Source organism: Pseudomonas thivervalensis (genome assembly GCF_001269655.1).
GTDB lineage: Bacteria > Pseudomonadota > Gammaproteobacteria > Pseudomonadales > Pseudomonadaceae > Aquipseudomonas > Aquipseudomonas thivervalensis.
Genome location: NZ_LHVE01000004.1, coordinates 1 through 16,367, shown reverse-complemented (window position 1 = coordinate 16,367; position 16,367 = coordinate 1). Strand labels below are relative to the sequence as shown.

Annotated in this window: 16 protein-coding genes; 12 read left to right on the top strand and 4 right to left on the bottom strand. The window is 61.6% G+C overall.

Annotation, left to right across the window (positions count from 1 at the left end):
- The first annotated feature begins 218 nt into the window (after positions 1-218).
- The 3 genes from map to dapC all read left to right on the top strand — a co-directional run bounded on the left by map (position 219) and on the right by dapC (position 5,090).
- The gene (gene map, locus AD659_RS04810; RefSeq protein ID WP_053118843.1) at positions 219-1,001 is read left to right on the top strand and encodes a type I methionyl aminopeptidase; all 783 of its coding nucleotides are present in this window, start codon (positions 219-221) and stop codon (positions 999-1,001) included.
- Between the two features lie 52 nt (positions 1,002-1,053).
- Positions 1,054-3,756, top strand: coding sequence for a [protein-PII] uridylyltransferase (locus tag AD659_RS04805; RefSeq protein ID WP_053118841.1), 2,703 nt, complete (start codon positions 1,054-1,056; stop codon positions 3,754-3,756).
- 134 nt (positions 3,757-3,890) lie between these two features.
- Positions 3,891-5,090, top strand: a complete 1,200-nt coding sequence (gene dapC, locus AD659_RS04800) for a succinyldiaminopimelate transaminase (RefSeq protein ID WP_053118839.1) — start codon at positions 3,891-3,893, stop codon at positions 5,088-5,090.
- A 251-nt stretch (positions 5,091-5,341) separates the two neighbouring features.
- Here dapC and AD659_RS04795 read toward each other — a convergent pair whose 3' ends face one another.
- On the bottom strand, positions 5,342-5,701 hold the full coding sequence (locus AD659_RS04795; RefSeq protein ID WP_053118837.1) for a DUF6124 family protein: 360 nt from the start codon (positions 5,699-5,701) through the stop codon (positions 5,342-5,344).
- Positions 5,702-6,442: 741 nt separating this feature from the next.
- Between AD659_RS04795 and AD659_RS04790 the strand changes: the two genes are divergently transcribed.
- Together AD659_RS04790 and AD659_RS04785 are read left to right on the top strand one after the other, a co-directional pair.
- A complete protein-coding gene (locus AD659_RS04790; protein ID WP_053118835.1) occupies positions 6,443-6,745 on the top strand; it encodes a type II toxin-antitoxin system HigB family toxin in 303 nt (100 codons plus the stop codon).
- A 5-nt stretch (positions 6,746-6,750) separates the two neighbouring features.
- Positions 6,751-7,122 carry a helix-turn-helix domain-containing protein gene (locus AD659_RS04785; RefSeq protein WP_053118833.1) on the top strand — a complete coding sequence of 124 codons (372 nt, stop codon included), beginning with the start codon at positions 6,751-6,753 and terminating at the stop codon, positions 7,120-7,122.
- Between the two features lie 203 nt (positions 7,123-7,325).
- Here the strand turns inward: AD659_RS04785 and AD659_RS04780 are convergent, their stop codons facing one another.
- A complete protein-coding gene (locus AD659_RS04780; RefSeq protein WP_053118832.1) occupies positions 7,326-8,963 on the bottom strand; it encodes a Na+/H+ antiporter in 1,638 nt (545 codons plus the stop codon).
- 203 nt (positions 8,964-9,166) lie between these two features.
- Between AD659_RS04780 and AD659_RS04775 the strand changes: the two genes are divergently transcribed.
- From AD659_RS04775 to AD659_RS04760, 4 genes are all read left to right on the top strand, one after another.
- The gene (locus tag AD659_RS04775) at positions 9,167-9,529 is read left to right on the top strand and encodes an ArsC family reductase (protein ID WP_053119206.1); all 363 of its coding nucleotides are present in this window, start codon (positions 9,167-9,169) and stop codon (positions 9,527-9,529) included.
- 32 nt (positions 9,530-9,561) lie between these two features.
- Positions 9,562-10,596, top strand: coding sequence for a 2,3,4,5-tetrahydropyridine-2,6-dicarboxylate N-succinyltransferase (dapD, locus tag AD659_RS04770; protein WP_053118830.1), 1,035 nt, complete (start codon positions 9,562-9,564; stop codon positions 10,594-10,596).
- A gap of 175 nt (positions 10,597-10,771) precedes the next feature.
- Complete coding sequence (locus AD659_RS04765) at positions 10,772-11,977, top strand: aminotransferase class V-fold PLP-dependent enzyme (RefSeq protein ID WP_053118828.1); 1,206 nt, start codon at positions 10,772-10,774, stop codon at positions 11,975-11,977.
- Entirely contained in the window at positions 11,974-12,378 is a 405-nt protein-coding gene (locus tag AD659_RS04760) for a SufE family protein (protein ID WP_053118826.1), read from the top strand. Before AD659_RS04765 ends, AD659_RS04760 begins: the two co-directional genes overlap by 4 nt.
- Positions 12,379-12,504: 126 nt before the next feature.
- Here AD659_RS04760 and tcdA read toward each other — a convergent pair whose 3' ends face one another.
- Positions 12,505-13,323 (bottom strand): tRNA cyclic N6-threonylcarbamoyladenosine(37) synthase TcdA, encoded by an 819-nt coding sequence (gene tcdA, locus AD659_RS04755; protein ID WP_053118825.1) that lies wholly within the window; start codon positions 13,321-13,323, stop codon positions 12,505-12,507.
- Between the two features lie 302 nt (positions 13,324-13,625).
- On the opposite strand from tcdA, the gene dapE reads away from it, so the two are divergent.
- The 3 genes from dapE to AD659_RS04740 all read left to right on the top strand — a co-directional run bounded on the left by dapE (position 13,626) and on the right by AD659_RS04740 (position 16,046).
- Positions 13,626-14,777 carry a succinyl-diaminopimelate desuccinylase gene (gene dapE, locus AD659_RS04750; RefSeq protein ID WP_053118823.1) on the top strand — a complete coding sequence of 384 codons (1,152 nt, stop codon included), beginning with the start codon at positions 13,626-13,628 and terminating at the stop codon, positions 14,775-14,777.
- Positions 14,777-15,586, top strand: a complete 810-nt coding sequence (locus AD659_RS04745) for a putative RNA methyltransferase (RefSeq protein WP_053118821.1) — start codon at positions 14,777-14,779, stop codon at positions 15,584-15,586. The genes dapE and AD659_RS04745 overlap by 1 nt, the downstream gene beginning before the upstream one ends.
- 82 nt (positions 15,587-15,668) lie before the next feature.
- Positions 15,669-16,046, top strand: a complete 378-nt coding sequence (locus AD659_RS04740; protein WP_053118819.1) for a hypothetical protein — start codon at positions 15,669-15,671, stop codon at positions 16,044-16,046.
- Between the two features lie 81 nt (positions 16,047-16,127).
- Here AD659_RS04740 and AD659_RS04735 read toward each other — a convergent pair.
- Positions 16,128-16,367 (bottom strand): integrase core domain-containing protein (locus AD659_RS04735; RefSeq protein ID WP_156330579.1); only part of this gene is annotated, 240 nt, incomplete at its 5' end.

The window sequence follows — 16,367 nt, the reverse complement described above, 5'->3', positions numbered from 1 at the left end:
GGGCGAAAACGGAACACGGATTGTGAAATCCCGGTCAAGCCCTCCTCCCACAGCGCTTTCATGGGTCATGGATGCACACCCTTATAGAGAGAAGCGATGCATGTGGGCGCGGATTTGCGCTGATCGTCTGTTAGAATCGCCTCTTTCAGGGCCGCGCCGAGCATCATCCGCCGCCCTTTTCGTTTTGAACAGCGCCGTCGGGCGCAGAGAGAGCCTGTATGACCGTTACCCTCAAGACACCCGAGGACATCGCCAAAATGCGTGTCGCCGGCAAACTCGCCGCCGAAGTGCTGGAGATGATCGCCGACTACGTCAAGCCGGGCGTGACCACCGAAGAGCTGGACCGCATCTGCCACGACTACATCGTCAACGAGCAGAAAGCCATTCCGGCCCCGCTCAACTACAAAGGCTTTCCGAAGTCGATCTGCACCTCGATCAACCACGTGGTCTGCCACGGCATCCCCAACGAAAAACCGTTGAAGGATGGCGACACCCTGAACATCGACGTCACCGTCATCAAGGACGGCTATCACGGCGACACCAGCCGCATGTTCCATGTCGGCAACGTGCCGGAGTGGGCCCAGCGCCTGTCCAAGGTCACCCAGGAATGCATGTACATGGCCATCGAACTGGTGAAACCGGGCTGCCGCCTGGGGGACATCGGCGAAGTGATCCAGAAGCACGCGCAGAAGAACGGCTTCTCGGTGGTGCGCGAGTTCTGCGGCCACGGCATCGGCAAGGTGTTCCACGAAGAACCGCAGATCCTGCACTACGGCCGTGCGGGCACCGGCATGGAACTGCAGGCGGGCATGACCTTCACCATCGAGCCGATGATCAACCAGGGTCGCGCCGACACCAAGGTACTGGGCGACGGTTGGACCGCCATTACCAAGGACCGCAAGTTGTCGGCTCAGTGGGAACATACCTTGCTGGTCACCGAGACCGGCTACGAAATCTTCACCCTGCGCAGCGATGACACCATCGCGCGTGTTTCCGCCTGATCCGAACCCGCCTATAGATCCGATAGATATAGATAGAAAGGAAAGCCATTCAATGCCGCAGGTGGATCCCGAACTCTTCGACCGCGGCCAGTTCCAGGCTGAACTGGCCCTGAAGGCAAGCCCCATCTCGGCGTTCAAGAAGGCCATCCGCCAGGCCCATGAAGTGCTCGACCAGCGCTTTCGCAATGGCCGGGACATTCGTCGACTGATCGAAGACCGCGCCTGGTTCGTCGATAACATCCTGCAAAAGGCCTGGGAGCAGTTCGATTGGAGCGAAGACGCCGACATCGCCCTGGTGGCGGTGGGCGGCTATGGGCGCGGTGAGCTGCACCCCTACTCCGACATCGACCTGCTGATCCTGCTGGACAGCGCCGATCATGAAGTCTTCCGCGACTCCATCGAGCGCTTCCTGACGCTGCTGTGGGACATCGGCCTGGAAGTCGGCCAGAGCGTGCGCTCGGTGCAGGAGTGTGCCGACGAGGCCCGCGCCGACCTGACGGTGATCACCAACCTGATGGAAAGCCGCACCATCGCCGGCCCCGAGCACCTGCGCCAACGCATGCTCGATGTCACCAGCACGGCGCACATGTGGCCCAGCAAGGATTTCTTCCTGGCCAAGCACGCCGAGCAGAAGGCCCGGCACCACAAGTACAACGACACCGAGTACAACCTGGAACCCAACGTCAAGGGCTCGCCCGGCGGGCTGCGGGACATCCAGACGATCCTGTGGGTCGCCCGCCGCCAATACGGCACGCTGAACCTGCGCGCCCTGGCCGGCGAAGGTTTCCTGGTGGAAAGTGAAAACGCTTTGCTGGCCTCGTCCCAGGAATTTCTGTGGAAGGTCCGCTACGCCCTGCACATGCTCGCCGGGCGCTCCGAGGATCGCCTGCTGTTCGATCACCAGCGCTCCATCGCCGGCCTGCTGGGTTTCGAGGGGCAGGATGCCAAGCAGTCCATCGAAAACTTCATGCAGCAGTATTACCGCGTCGTAATGAGCATCGCCCAGCTCAGCGAACTGATCATCCAGCACTTCGAGGAAGTTATCCTCGCCCCTGAAGACGAAGAGCCGCCGCAGCCGATCAACTCACGTTTCCAGTTGCACGACGGCTACATCGAAGCACGCAACGCCAATGTATTCCGCCGCACGCCCTTCGCCATGCTCGAAATCTTCGTGCTCATGGCCCAGCAGCCGGAAATCAAGGGCGTACGCGCCGATACCATTCGCCTGCTGCGGGAAAACCGTCATCTGATCGACGAGGACTTCCGTCACGACATCCGCAACACCAGCCTGTTCATCGAGTTGTTCAAGTGCAAGATCGGCGTGCACCGCAACCTGCGCCGGATGAACCGCTACGGGATCCTCGGGCGTTACCTGCCGGAGTTCGGCTTCATCGTCGGGCAGATGCAGCACGACCTGTTCCACATCTATACGGTCGATGCCCACACGCTGAACCTGATCAAGCACCTGCGTAAGCTGCAGTACACCCAGGTGTCGGAGAAATTCCCGCTGGCCAGCAAGCTCATGGGCAAGCTGCCCAAGCCCGAGCTGATCTACATGGCCGGGCTGTACCACGACATCGGCAAGGGCCGCCAGGGCGACCACTCCGAGATTGGCGCGGTGGATGCCGAGGCGTTCTGCCAGCGCCATCAACTGCCCCTGTGGGACAGCCGGCTGATCGTCTGGCTGGTGCAGAACCACCTGGTGATGTCCACCACCGCCCAGCGCAAGGACTTGTCCGACCCGCAGGTGATCCACGACTTCGCCCAGATCGTCGGCGATGAAACGCGCCTGGATTACCTCTACGTGCTGACCGTGGCCGACATCAACGCCACCAACCCGAGCCTGTGGAATTCCTGGCGCGCCAGCCTCCTGCGCCAGCTCTACACCGAGACCAAGCGCGCCTTGCGTCGCGGCCTGGAAAACCCGGTGGACCGCGAAGAGCAGATCCGTCGCACCCAAAGCGCGGCCCTGGACATCCTGGTCCGCGGCGGCACCGATCCGGACGATGTCGAACAGCTCTGGTCGCAATTGGGCGATGACTATTTCCTGCGCCACACCGCCGGCGACGTGGCCTGGCACAGCGACGCGATCCTGCAGCAACCGGCCGATGGCGGGCCGCTGGTGCTGATCAAGGAAACCACCCAGCGCGAGTTCGAAGGCGGCACGCAGATCTTCATCTACGCCCCGGACCAGCACGATTTCTTCGCCGTGACCGTGGCGGCAATGGACCAGCTCAACCTCAACATCCATGACGCCCGGGTCATCACCTCCAGCAGCCAGTTCACCCTCGACACCTACATCGTGCTCGACACCGACGGCGACTCGATTGGCGACAACCCGGCGCGGGTCAAGCAGATTCGCGACGGCCTGACCGAAGCCCTGCGCAACCCGGCGGACTACCCAACCATCATCCAGCGCCGGGTGCCGCGCCAACTCAAGCATTTCGCCTTCGCGCCCCAGGTGACGATCCACAACGACGCCCAGCGCCAGGTCACCGTGCTGGAACTCAGTGCCCCGGACCGCCCGGGCCTGCTGGCGCGGATCGGCCATATTTTCCTGGAGTTCGACCTGTCGCTGCAGAACGCCAAGATCGCCACCCTCGGCGAACGGGTAGAAGACGTGTTTTTCATTACCGACGCTCACAACCAGCCGCTGTCCGATCCGCAACTGTGCAGCCGCCTGCAGGAAGCCATCGTCCGGCACTTGAGCGTCAACCAGGAACCCGATGCTCACCTGACACGCATCAGCATCTGAACGAACAACATTCCCTGTGGGAGCGAGCTTGCTCGCGATAGCGGTGGGTCAGGCAACATCGATCTGGATGTTCCGCCGCCATCGCGAACAAGCTCGCTCCCACAAGGACCGCGCCCACATTGACGAGGCCCCCGATGAACAACGCTCTGAACCAGCTCCAGCCCTACCCGTTCGAAAAGCTGCGCGCCCTGCTCGGCAGCGTCACGCCCAACCCCGACAAGCGCCCGATCGCGCTGTCCATCGGCGAACCCAAGCACCGCTCGCCGAGCTTCGTGGCTGAAGCCCTGGCCAGCAATCTGGAAAAGATGGCCGTGTACCCGACCACCCTCGGCATCCCGGAGCTGCGTGAAGCCATCACCGGTTGGTGCGAACGCCGCTTCAACGTGCCGAACGGCTGGCTCGACCCGGCGCGCCACGTGCTGCCGGTCAATGGCACCCGTGAAGCCCTGTTCGCCTTCACCCAGACTGTGGTCAACCGGGGCGACGACGCCCTGGTGGTGAGCCCGAACCCGTTCTACCAGATCTATGAAGGCGCGGCGTTCCTGGCCGGGGCCAAGCCGCATTACCTGCCGTGCCTGGACGCGAACGGCTTCAACCCGGATTTCGATGCCGTCTCGCCGGACATCTGGAAACGCTGCCAGATCCTGTTCCTGTGCTCCCCGGGCAACCCGACCGGTGCGCTGATTCCAGTGGACGTGCTGAAAAAGCTCATCGCCCTGGCTGACGAACACGACTTCGTCATCGCCTCGGACGAGTGCTACAGCGAATTGTATTTTGACGAACAGACCCCGCCACCAGGGCTGCTCACCGCTTGCGTCGAACTCGGTCGCAAGGACTTCAAGCGCTGCGTGGTGTTCCACAGCCTGTCCAAACGCTCCAACCTGCCAGGCCTGCGCTCCGGTTTCGTCGCCGGCGACGCGGACATCCTCAAGGGCTTCCTGCTGTACCGCACCTACCACGGCTGCGCGATGCCGGTTCAGACCCAACTGGCAAGCATTGCCGCGTGGAACGACGAAGTCCACGTACGGGCCAACCGCGCGCTGTACCGCGAGAAATTCGACGCGGTGCTGGAAATCCTCAGCCCGGTACTGGACGTGCAACGTCCCGATGGCAGCTTCTATCTGTGGCCGAACGTGGCGGGCGACGACGCAGCTTTCTGCCGGGAGCTGTTCGAACAGGAACACGTGACCGTCGTGCCGGGCTCGTACCTGTCCCGCGACGTGGACGGCGTCAACCCAGGCGCCGGGCGCGTGCGCATGGCCTTGGTTGCCCCATTGGCCGAATGCGTGGAAGCGGCGGAACGGATCCGCGCGTTCATCCAGCGTCGGGGTTGATGGCTGTATCAACCTGAAGCGGACCGCTGTTGTGGCGAGGGAGCTTGCTCCCGCTGGGCTGCGCAGCGGCCCCTGAAGCAGCCAACTCAATCTGCCTGACGTACCGCGTTGCCCGGTTTCAGGGCCGCTTCGCGCCCCAGCGGGAGCAAGCTCCCTCGCCACAAGGGCTTGGTGTCGCCCCCATGTCTGTGAACACCACAAATCCCCTGTGGGAGCAAAGCTTGCTCGCGATGAGGCCAGCACTTATTACATCAAGTCCGAAGCTCTACCCGATCCAGGCACTTGTTCGCCAACAACATCCCCAACTCAATCATCTGCGCCACTCCCAATGCTACATGCCGTCGCGAGCCGTCCTGATCGAAAACAAGGTCATTGAGCATTGCATTGGCCGAAGCCAGGGTTTCGCTGAGGTTGGCCAGCAACACTTCGGTGTCGATACCGTCAGCCACAGTGAATAACTGTACTGAGGGCTTGGGTTCTGACTTGCTGTCGTCTGGTTTGAGGTATTGATCCAGCACACGGTCAGCTGCCTCTTGCAGCTTTTCGGGGGCGTAATCGCCGTAAGGGAAAGTGGAGGCAGGTTTTAGTGGATTTTGGGGTTCTTTGTTCATCGAATTGCTTGCTCCCTAGAGCTGAAGATGTAAAGACCTGCACTTGGATTGTGCACAAGCCCATGCTCCTAGAGATGTTCGGATTCTCACGTCCGGTCGCTGAATTGGCAGCGACACCCAGAGGCTAGAGCCCCCGCTTCCGACGGACAACCTTAAAAACTTGTCGGAAATTTCGGCGCGTCTGACAGACCATGATCGCTTGCTCAGACAAGAAAAGAAATAAAACGGGCCTCCATAGAACAACCCATTGATTCTATTGGTTTAGAAGTTCAACAGATCTCATGCAGCCTTGTTTCAAGAATCAAGCTGGCTTGAATTCGTTATTACCGACAGCCATGATCGCCCCGTCACCAGCGAACGCTGGCAGAAGTCCGGGTCCCTCTCTGGGTTGACCCAGCCACGCAGACGGGGCAAAGCAACCTCAGATGCGTGTCGATTGAAGCCGCCTTCGGGCGGCTTTGCTTTTTATGAGGTTAAGGATGTGTAGCGGTCTAATGAAACCGCAAACTCCATCCCCCTAGACTTAGCATTGAGATGAATCGTTCGGATCCGAGGATCTGCACGCAAAGCGCCTTGACCACTTCGCCAGCAAAGCAATAGCTACCGCGCCTACGAACAATCTCATAGGGTCACCCCTGTGGCAGATGGGCCAAGATATCGGAAACAGAGTGCCCGGCAGGACTGCAAGCTGCTGCTTGTGAGCGCTTGCAAAAGTCCCACCATGGGACTACATTCTCACCCATGAGAATTATCGCCATCAGTCATCTAAAAGCCTTCTGGGAGAAATACCCAGATTCCGAACAGCAGCTTAAGGCGTGGCTTGACGATGCCAAAAAAGCCACTTGGACCAACCCAAACGACATCAAGGCGCAATACGGTAACGCAAGCATTCTCAAGAGTCGCCGCGTGGTGTTCAACATCAAGGGTAACGACTACCGCCTGGTGGTCGCCATTGCCTACCGCTTCGGCGCTGTGTACATCAAGTTTGTCGGCACTCATCGTCGGTACGATGAGATCGACGCAAACACCGTGGAAATGGAGTAATCATCATGAACATTCGCCCAATCCGCACCGATGAAGAATACCGGGTAGCTCTCAAAGAGATATCTCCCCTGTTTGAGCATGAGCCTGAACCTGGCACCCCGGAAGGCGATGCTTTCGAAGTCATGGTCACTCTGATCGAGGCATACGAAACCAAGAACTTCCCGGTTGATCTGCCTGACCCAATTGAAGCCATCAAGTTTCGCATGGAGCAATCCGGACTCACTGCAGCCGATCTTGCTCCGGCTATCGGAAAAACGAACCGCGTATACGAGGTGCTCAACCGTAAACGCTCGTTAACTCTGCCCATGATCTGGAAGCTTCACGATATGTTCGGCATCCCTGCAGAAAGCCTGATAAAGCCAGTAAAAGCTGCCTGATACTAGCCCGGCCCGCCGGGCTTTTTCAGCATGTGCGCGAGCAGGGTTGCTGCATTGAATTCGCTTTCTTATCGCAGCTCTTGGCTAACGCGAAGTCAGCACAGGATCGCCCACCATTCGTATTTGACTTTACCCATCGCGAGCAAGGTATGTTCATAGAGCTTGTGATCGATCCCAGACTCTTCGGACGATGAGGCCGATATTTATTTCCCCAACCCCAAATTCGCCTCCGCCAAATCCAACTCCCCCAGCACCTCCCGCAACACATCGTCGCCAATCTGGTGATGCCGGCTAAGCCGATACAGCTCCAGTCGCTGCGCCCGATAGGCCTTCAAGCGCAGCCGGCGTTCCAGCAAATCCATCTCGAACGCCAGCGCCTGGGCTTCGGCTGAGTCGTTGAACACCTCGAGCTGATGGCGATACTCGGACATCAACCGCGCCTTGACCTCCGTCGCCAGCGCAGCCTGCGCCGCGTCCGGTGCAACGCTTGGTTCTTCGACTTCCAGCGCATGAATCGCCGCCTCAGCGGTTTTGCGCCACGCCTCGCGGACTTCGTTTCGGCGCTTGTCGTCGGGACTTTTCTCGATGCCACGCAGCAGCATCGGCAGGGCTATGCAGGCCGCGATCAGCGACAACAGGATCACCCCAGCGGCAATGAAGATCAGCAAGTCGCGCTCCGGGAATTCAACACCGGCGCTCAACAACAACGGCACCGACAGCACGCCCGCCAGCGTCACCGCCCCGCGTACACCGCCAAACGTCAACAACCAGCAGGAACGCGCCGTCGGCACCAGGGTCAGCTCGCCCTTGCCGCGCCAGCGGCGCACCAGCCCGGACACGCGCCAGATGCTTTGCACCCAGACAAACCGCAGCACCAGCAACACCAGGAAAATCGCCACCACGTCCAGGCAGCGATAAAACAGTGTTGGCCACAACGTCGTCTCGTGGCTGGTCACCGCCTTGATAATGTCCGGCAATTGCAAGCCCAGCAGCAGGAAGATCAGGCCGTTGAAAGCGAATTCCAGCAACGCCCAGACACTGCGATTGAGCAACCGCGTGCCCGTCTGGCGCGGCAGCAGGTCGAGCCAACTCTGCATCATCCCCGCCGCCACCGCCGAGAGGATGCCCGAAGCCCCCAAGCGTTCAGCCAGCACATAGGCGGCAAACGGCAGCAACAACATGAACACCACGTGGGTCGCCGGATCGTCCCAGCCACGGGCAATCATCCAGGCCCGCAAGCGGCCCATCAGCCAACTCAGCGCCACGCCCACCAACAGGCCGCCGACCGCCACCAGGACGAAGGCCAGGCTCGCCCCCGCCAGGGAAAACACGCCGGTGATTGCCGCTGCCAGGGCGAACTTGAAGGTCACCAGGCCCGACGCATCGTTCATCAACGCTTCGCCCTGGAGCATGTGCATCAACGGTGCTGGTAGACGGTCGCGGGCAATCGCCGAAACCGCCACCGCGTCGGTCGGCGACAGCACCGCGGCCAGGGCAAAGGCCACCGGCAACGGGATACTCGGCAAGAGCCAATGAATGAAATAGCCGGCGCCCACCACCGTGAACAACACCAGCCCCACCGCCAGCGTCAGAATCGGCCCGCGCAGGCGCCACAGCTCACGCTTGGGCATGCGCCAACCATCGGAGAACAGCAGCGGCGGCAGAAAGAGAAACAGGAACAACTCAGGATCGAGGGCCACATGCAGGCCCAGGGACGGCCAGGCCAGCAAGGCGCCGGCGCCGATCTGCACAAGGGGTAACGGCAACGGGATCAACCGTCCGATCAGGCGCGACACGCCCACCAGCATCAACAGGATCAGGACGGTATAAGCGCTTTGCATAACGGTTTCCACTTGCGGTGACACACATCCGGCAACAGCTTGCCGTTGAAGTGCCATATTAACCGCTTAGCATTGGCCTGGCCGTTACACCTATGTCGCAGCCACAGGTTTTGCAGCGCATCAACCTGGGCCGCCGCGAAACCGTCCGGTCATGGCATAATCCTTCACCTTTTATTTCCAGCACCTGCAAAGGGGGCAGTTCCTTGACCGATTCAAGCAAAACGTTGCACCTTTTCGGCATCAAAGCCTGTGACACGATGAAAAAGGCGCGCACCTGGCTCGATGATCACGCTGTGCACTACGATTTTCATGACTACAAGACCGCCGGCATCGACCGTGAGCACCTGACCCAATGGTGCAACGAGCATGGCTGGCAAGTGGTGTTGAACCGTGCCGGTACGACCTTTCGCAAACTCGACGACGAACGCAAAGCCGATCTCGACCAGACGAAAGCCATCGAACTGATGCTCGCCCAACCCTCGATGATCAAGCGCCCGGTGCTCGATCTCGGTGACCGAACCCTGATTGGCTTCAAGCCAGATATTTATGCGGCAGAGATCAAGTAAGCCTGCCCAGTCCATTTTGTAGAGGTAATTTCATGTCCACTACCCTGTTCAGCCTGGCCTTCGGCGTCGGCACCCAAAACCGTGAAGGCGCCTGGCTGGAGGTGTTCTACGCACAGCCGATGCTCAAGCCGTCGGCTGAGGTCGTTGCCGCTATCGCGCCGATCCTGGGCTACAGCGAAGGCAACCAGGCCATCACTTTCACCACCGCCCAGGCCTCGCAGTTGGCTGAGGCACTGCGCAACGTCGATGCCGCGCAAGCCAAGCTGCTGACCCGCCTGGCCGAAAGCCACAAGCCACTGGTCGCCACCCTGCTGGCCGAAGATGCCCAACTGAGCTCCACCCCTGAGGCCTACCTCAAGCTGCACCTGCTGTCCCATCGACTGGTCAAGCCCCACGGCCTGAACCTGGCTGGCATTTTCCCGCTGCTGCCGAACGTGGCCTGGACCAGCCAGGGCGCGATCGACCTGGCCGAACTGGCCGAGCACCAGCTCGAAGCCCGCCTGCGTGGCGAGTTGCTGGAAGTATTCTCGGTGGACAAGTTCCCGAAAATGACCGACTACGTGGTCCCGGCCGGCGTGCGTATCGCTGATGCCGCGCGTCTGCGCCTGGGCGCCTATGTGGGCGAAGGCACCACGGTCATGCACGAAGGTTTCGTCAACTTCAACGCTGGCACCGAAGGCCCGGGCATGATCGAAGGCCGTGTCTCGGCGGGCGTATTCGTCGGCAAGGGCTCGGACCTGGGCGGCGGCTGCTCGACCATGGGCACCCTGTCTGGCGGAGGCAACATTGTGATCAAGGTCGGCGAAGGCTGCCTGATCGGCGCCAACGCCGGCATCGGTATCCCGCTGGGCGACCGCAACACCGTGGAGTCGGGCCTGTACGTCACCGCCGGTACCAAAGTGAAGCTGCTGGACGAAAACAACCAACTGGTCAAAGTGGTCAAGGCCCGCGACCTGGCCGGCCAGCCCGACCTGTTGTTCCGCCGCAACTCCGAGACCGGCGCGGTGGAATGCAAGACGCACAAATCGGCCATCGAGCTGAACGAAGCACTGCACGCCCACAACTAAGCTTCACTCCATCACCTGTGGGAGCGAGCCTTTGTGGGAGCCGAGCTTGCTCGCGATGAACGATGACGCGGTCTTGCAGTAAAACCGTGTCGTTGCCATCGCGAGCAAGCTCGGCTCCCACAAAAAAAAGCCCGCCCCACAGGGTCCGGCGTAACTCCAGCAGGGCCCGAAAAGCATGTTGATCCAATCCCCTTGGCGCGCCGACTTCCCGGCCATCGCCGCCCTGCAACGGCAAGGCCAGACCTACCTGGACAGCGCCGCCACCACGCAAAAACCCCAAGCCCTGCTCGACGCCCTGACGCATTACTACGCCAATGGCGCGGCCAACGTGCACCGTGCGCAACATTTGCCGGGCGCCCATGCCACCCAGGCGTTCGAGGACAGCCGCCTCAAGGTGTCGCAGTGGCTCAACGCCGGAAACTGCGGGCAAGTGGTCTTCACCCACGGCGCCACTTCGGCGCTGAACCTACTGGCCTACGGGCTGGAACATCTCTTCAACCCGGGCGATGAGATCGTCATCAGCGCCCTGGAACACCACGCCAACCTGCTCCCATGGCAGCAACTGGCCGAGCGCCGTTCGTTGACCCTGGTGGTGTTGCCACTGGATGCCGACGGCGTGATCGATTCAGGCGCCGCCGCCGAACTGATCGGCCCCCGTACGCGCTTGCTGGCGGTGAGTCAGTTATCCAATGTGCTGGGGGCCTGGCAGCCCGTGCCGGCGCTGCTGGAGCTGGCCAAGGCCCACGGCGCGCTGACGGTGATCGACGGCGCCCAGGGTGTGGTCCATGGCCGCCATGACGTGGCGGCGCTGGGCTGCGACTTCTACGTGTTTTCCAGCCATAAACTCTACGGCCCCGACGGGCTGGGTGTGCTGTTTGGCCGTACCGAGGCCCTTGGCAACCTGCGCCATTGGCAGTTCGGCGGCGAAATGGTGCAACAGGCCGATTACCACAGCGCCAGCTTCCGTCCGGCGCCGCTGGGCTTCGAAGCCGGCACGCCACCGATTGCCAGCGTGATCGGGCTGGGCGCGACCCTGGATTACCTGTCCGTGCTCGATCCGCAAGCGGTCATCGACCATGAGGCAGCGCTGCATGATTACCTGCTCCACGGCCTGTTGGCTCGCAACGGCGTCCGCCTGGTGGGCGACCCGCGCCTGGCGCTGGTCAGTTTCGTGGTCGAAGGCGTGCACAACGCCGACCTGGCCCACCTGCTGACCGAGCAAGGCATTGCGGTACGCGCCGGGCATCACTGCGCGATGCCGCTGTTCAAGCATTTGAAGCTGTCCGGGGCGATTCGGGTGTCGTTGGCACTGTATAACGACTCCGCCGATCTCGAACGTTTCTTCGAGGCCCTCGACCAGGCCATGGAGATGCTGCGATGAGCCTGCCTGCGGAGGCCGCCGCCGCGCTGCAGATTTTCCAGGACGCCTCCGGTTGGGAGCAGCGCGCCCGGCTGCTGATGCAATGGGGTGAACACCTGCCGCCCCTGAGCGAAGCGGACAAGTGCGAGGCCAACCTCGTCCATGGCTGCGAAAGCCAGGTGTGGTTGGTGGGTCGCTTGCACGACGGGCACTGGCAGTTTTCCGCCAGCAGCGATGCGCGGTTGATTCGCGGGTTGGTGGCGTTGCTGCTGGCGCGGGTCAACGGGTTGTCCGCTGAAGAATTGCAACAAGTGGATTTGCCAGGTTGGTTCAATCAGTTGGGGTTGTCGCGGCAGCTGTCGCCGTCGCGCAGCAATGGGTTGAATGCGGTGCTAAAGCGGATGTTTGAGCTGACTCAGTAACCTGTGGCGAGGGAGCTTGCTCCCGCTTGAGCGCGAAGCGCTCACATTAGTGGGTCTGCTGCGCAGCCCAGCGGGAGCAAGCTCCCTCGCCACAGGTTCATCATTCCCTTAGTGAACAGCGCTGCATTACTCTCCGGGCTTGACCCTGTCCGCCGGCCGCCGCACACCCGCCACGATCTTATCCACAGCCTTGGTCGCCGCGACCATGCCGAACGTCGCCGTGACCATCATCACCGCGCCAAACCCGCCGGCGCAGTCGAGCTTGACGCCGTCGCCGACAAAACTTTTCTGCAAGCAAATGCTGCCGTCCGGTTTCGGGTAGCGCAGTTGTTCGGTGGAGAACACGCAGGGCACGCTGTAGTGACGGGTCACGGTGCGGGAGAAGCCGTAGTCGCGGCGCAGTGTGGAACGCACTTTGGAAGCCAGCGGATCGTTGAACGTACGGTTCAAGTCGCAGACCTGAATCAGGGTCGGGTCGATCTGCCCACCCGCGCCGCCAGTGGCGATGATCTGGATCTTGCGGCGCTTGCACCAGGCGATCAGTGCGGCCTTGGCGTTGACGCTGTCAATGCAGTCGATCACGCAGTCGATGTTCGGCGTGATGTACTCGGCCATGGTGTCGCGGGTGACGAAATCGGCCACCGCGTGCACGGTGCAGTCGGGGTTGATCCCCCGCAGCCGCTCGGCCATGACCTCGACCTTGGGTTTGCCAACGGTGCTGTCCAAGGCGTGCAACTGGCGGTTGGCGTTGCTCACGCAGACATCGTCCAGGTCGAACAGCGAAATCTCGCCCACGCCGCAACGGGCAATGGCCTCCGCCGCCCAGGACCCGACACCGCCAACGCCGACAATCGCCACATGGGCCGCCCGCAGGCGCTCCAGGCCTTCGATGCCATACAAACGGGCGATGCCGGCAAACCGTGGATCTTCTGTACTCATGACCATTACCCCAAAAACCGGCGCGCATTATAGGGCTTTACCACGGCAATTCGAGCTGTTCGCGAATTGAACCCCACCAATTTCCCCTTGTGGGAGCGAGCTTGCTCGCGATAGCGGTGTGTCAGTCAAGACCAGCGCTACTGATCCACCGCCATCGCGAGCAAGCTCGCTCCCACAGGTTTTGTGTTCCACCTGTCCCCCGCCAGGGGCCCATGGTGGTCGTTTTGCTATAAGATAACCGCCATTTTGCGCGAGCCAGCCCGCGCCTGCACAAGCCTTGCGTTCACACTATATTCCCGGAGTTTTCCATGACGGCCCACGCCGACCTCTCGCCGACCCTGCAACTCGCCTGCGACCTGATCCGCCGTCCGTCCGTGACGCCAGTGGATGCCGATTGCCAGAAAATCATGATGCAGCGCCTGGGCGACGCCGGTTTCAAGCTCGAGCCGATGCGCATCGAGGATGTGGATAACTTCTGGGCCAGCCATGGCAAGCAGGACGGCCCGGTGCTGTGCTTCGCCGGGCACACCGACGTGGTGCCGACCGGTCCGGTGCAGGCCTGGCAGCTCGACCCGTTCGATGCGCTCATCGACGAACAGGGCATGCTCTGCGGTCGTGGCGCGGCGGACATGAAAGGCAGCCTGGCGGCGATGGTCGTGGCGGCCGAGCGGTTCGTCGCCGACTACCCGGACCACAGGGGCTCGCTGACTTTCCTGATCACCAGCGATGAAGAAGGCCCGGCCCACCACGGCACCAAAGCCGTGGTCGAACGCCTCAAGGCCCGCCAGGAGCGACTGGACTGGTGCATCGTCGGCGAGCCGTCGAGCACCACGTTGGTGGGCGATGTGGTCAAGAATGGCCGGCGCGGTTCCCTCGGCGCAAAACTCACCGTGCGCGGCAAGCAAGGCCACGTGGCGTATCCACACCTGGCGAAGAACCCGATCCACCTCGCCGCGCCGGCCCTGGCCGAATTGGCCGCCGAACACTGGGACCACGGCAACGATTTCTTCCCGCCGACCAGCTTCCAGATTTCCAACCTCAACTCCGGCACCGGCGCGACCAACGTGATCCCGGGTGACCTGGAGGCGGTGTTCAATTTCCGCTTCTCAACCGAGTCCACCGTCGAAGGCCTGCAACAGCGCGTCACCGACATCCTCGACAAGCATCAACTGGACTGGCACATCGATTGGACCTTGTCCGGCCTGCCATTCCTCACCGAACCGGGTGCGCTGCTGGACGCGGTATCGTCGAGCATCAAGGACGTGACGGGCCGCGAGACGAAAGCCTCCACCAGCGGCGGCACGTCCGACGGTCGCTTCATCGCCACCATGGGCACGCAAGTAGTGGAGCTGGGGCCGGTCAACGCGACCATCCACCAGGTCAACGAGCGTGTGCTGGCGGCCGATCTCGACGTGCTCACCGAGATCTACTACAAGACACTGATCAAGTTGCTCGCCTGATGCTCGCCTGCCCGATCTGCAGTGAACCGCTGAACGCGGTGGACAACGGCGTGGTGTGCCCCGCCGGGCATCGGTTCGACCGTGCGCGGCAGGGTTACCTGAACCTGCTGCCGGTGCAGCACAAGAATAGCCGCGACCCCGGCGATAACCAGGCGATGGTCGAAGCCCGTCGCGACTTCCTCAACGCCGGGCACTACGCCCCCGTCGCCCGGCGCCTGGCCGAACTGGCTGCCGAACGCGCGCCTGGGCGCTGGTTGGACATCGGTTGCGGTGAAGGCTACTACACCGCGCAGATCGCCGAGGCGTTGCCCCAGGCCGATGGCTATGCGTTGGATATTTCTCGCGAGGCGGTCAAACGCGCCTGCAAACGCAACCCACAGCTGACCTGGTTGATCGCCAGCATGGCCCGGGTGCCGCTGGCGGACGGCTGCTGTCAGTTCCTGGCCAGCGTGTTCAGCCCGCTGGACTGGCAGGAAGCCAAGCGCTTGCTCAGCCCCGGCGGCGGCCTGATAAAAGTCGGCCCCACCGCTGGCCACCTGATGGAATTGCGCGAGCGCCTGTACGACGAAGTGCGTGAGTACACCGACGACAAGCACCTGGCCCTGGTGCCTTCGGGCATGATGCTGGATCACAGCGAAACCCTCGAATTCAAGCTGACCCTCGACAACGGCCAGGACCGCGCCAACCTGCTGGCCATGACGCCCCACGGCTGGCGCGCCAGTGCCGAACGCCGTGCCAGCGTGATCGAGCAGGCCGAGCCATTCGAGGTCACGGTGTCGATGCGCTACGATTATTTCGTTCTTCAATAACCTTTTGATTCCGGTCCCGGGCAACCGCTCGGGCCCCGTTAAATCCGCGAATGGATTTTTCAAGACCGCAGCGAGGACATCCATGCGCCAACCCGATATCGAGATTTACCTCAAGGACGCCGACGTCGACCACAAGGCCATCGCCGCCTGGCTCGGCCAGGCCCTGGGCCCGTGCAGCGACTGGGTACAGAAAGGCCAGACCTACAAGTGCAAGACCGGCAGCATCCCGGTGACCTGGCTGCCCAAGGCCGTGGGCAAATGGAACAGCCTGTACCTGGAAAGCGACCAGACCCCGTGGGAAGACGACATCGCCTGCGCCCGCGCCGCCTTCGCCGCGCTGAATGTCGAAGTGCGCTGCGCGCCTGGGTCATGGGTGGAGGAAGAAGGGGAAGAATCGGCGGACCGCTGGATCCGCATCAGCGCCGATGGAGAAGAAGAGATTACCTGGAAGACGGCGTGACACTGACTTAGCGCCCGGCGATGATCCAATGTGGGAGCGAGCCTGAACTGGTCCAGTAATTTTGGACATTTTTTTCGGTTCTCACGCAGCCAGCTTTTCCGCTGCTACAGGTGAGTGGTAACCGTTGTAACTGTGGCGCCTGACATTGTTGTAGCGCGTCACATAGCGGTTTATATCAACTCGGGCTTCGTGTTCCGAGTTGTATCCCTCTTCAGGCACCCACTCGGACTTCAAACTGCCAAAAAAACGCTCCATCGGGGCGTTATCCCAGCATTGGCCTTTTCGACTCATGCTCTGCTTAAGCTCGTGCGCCACCAGTTC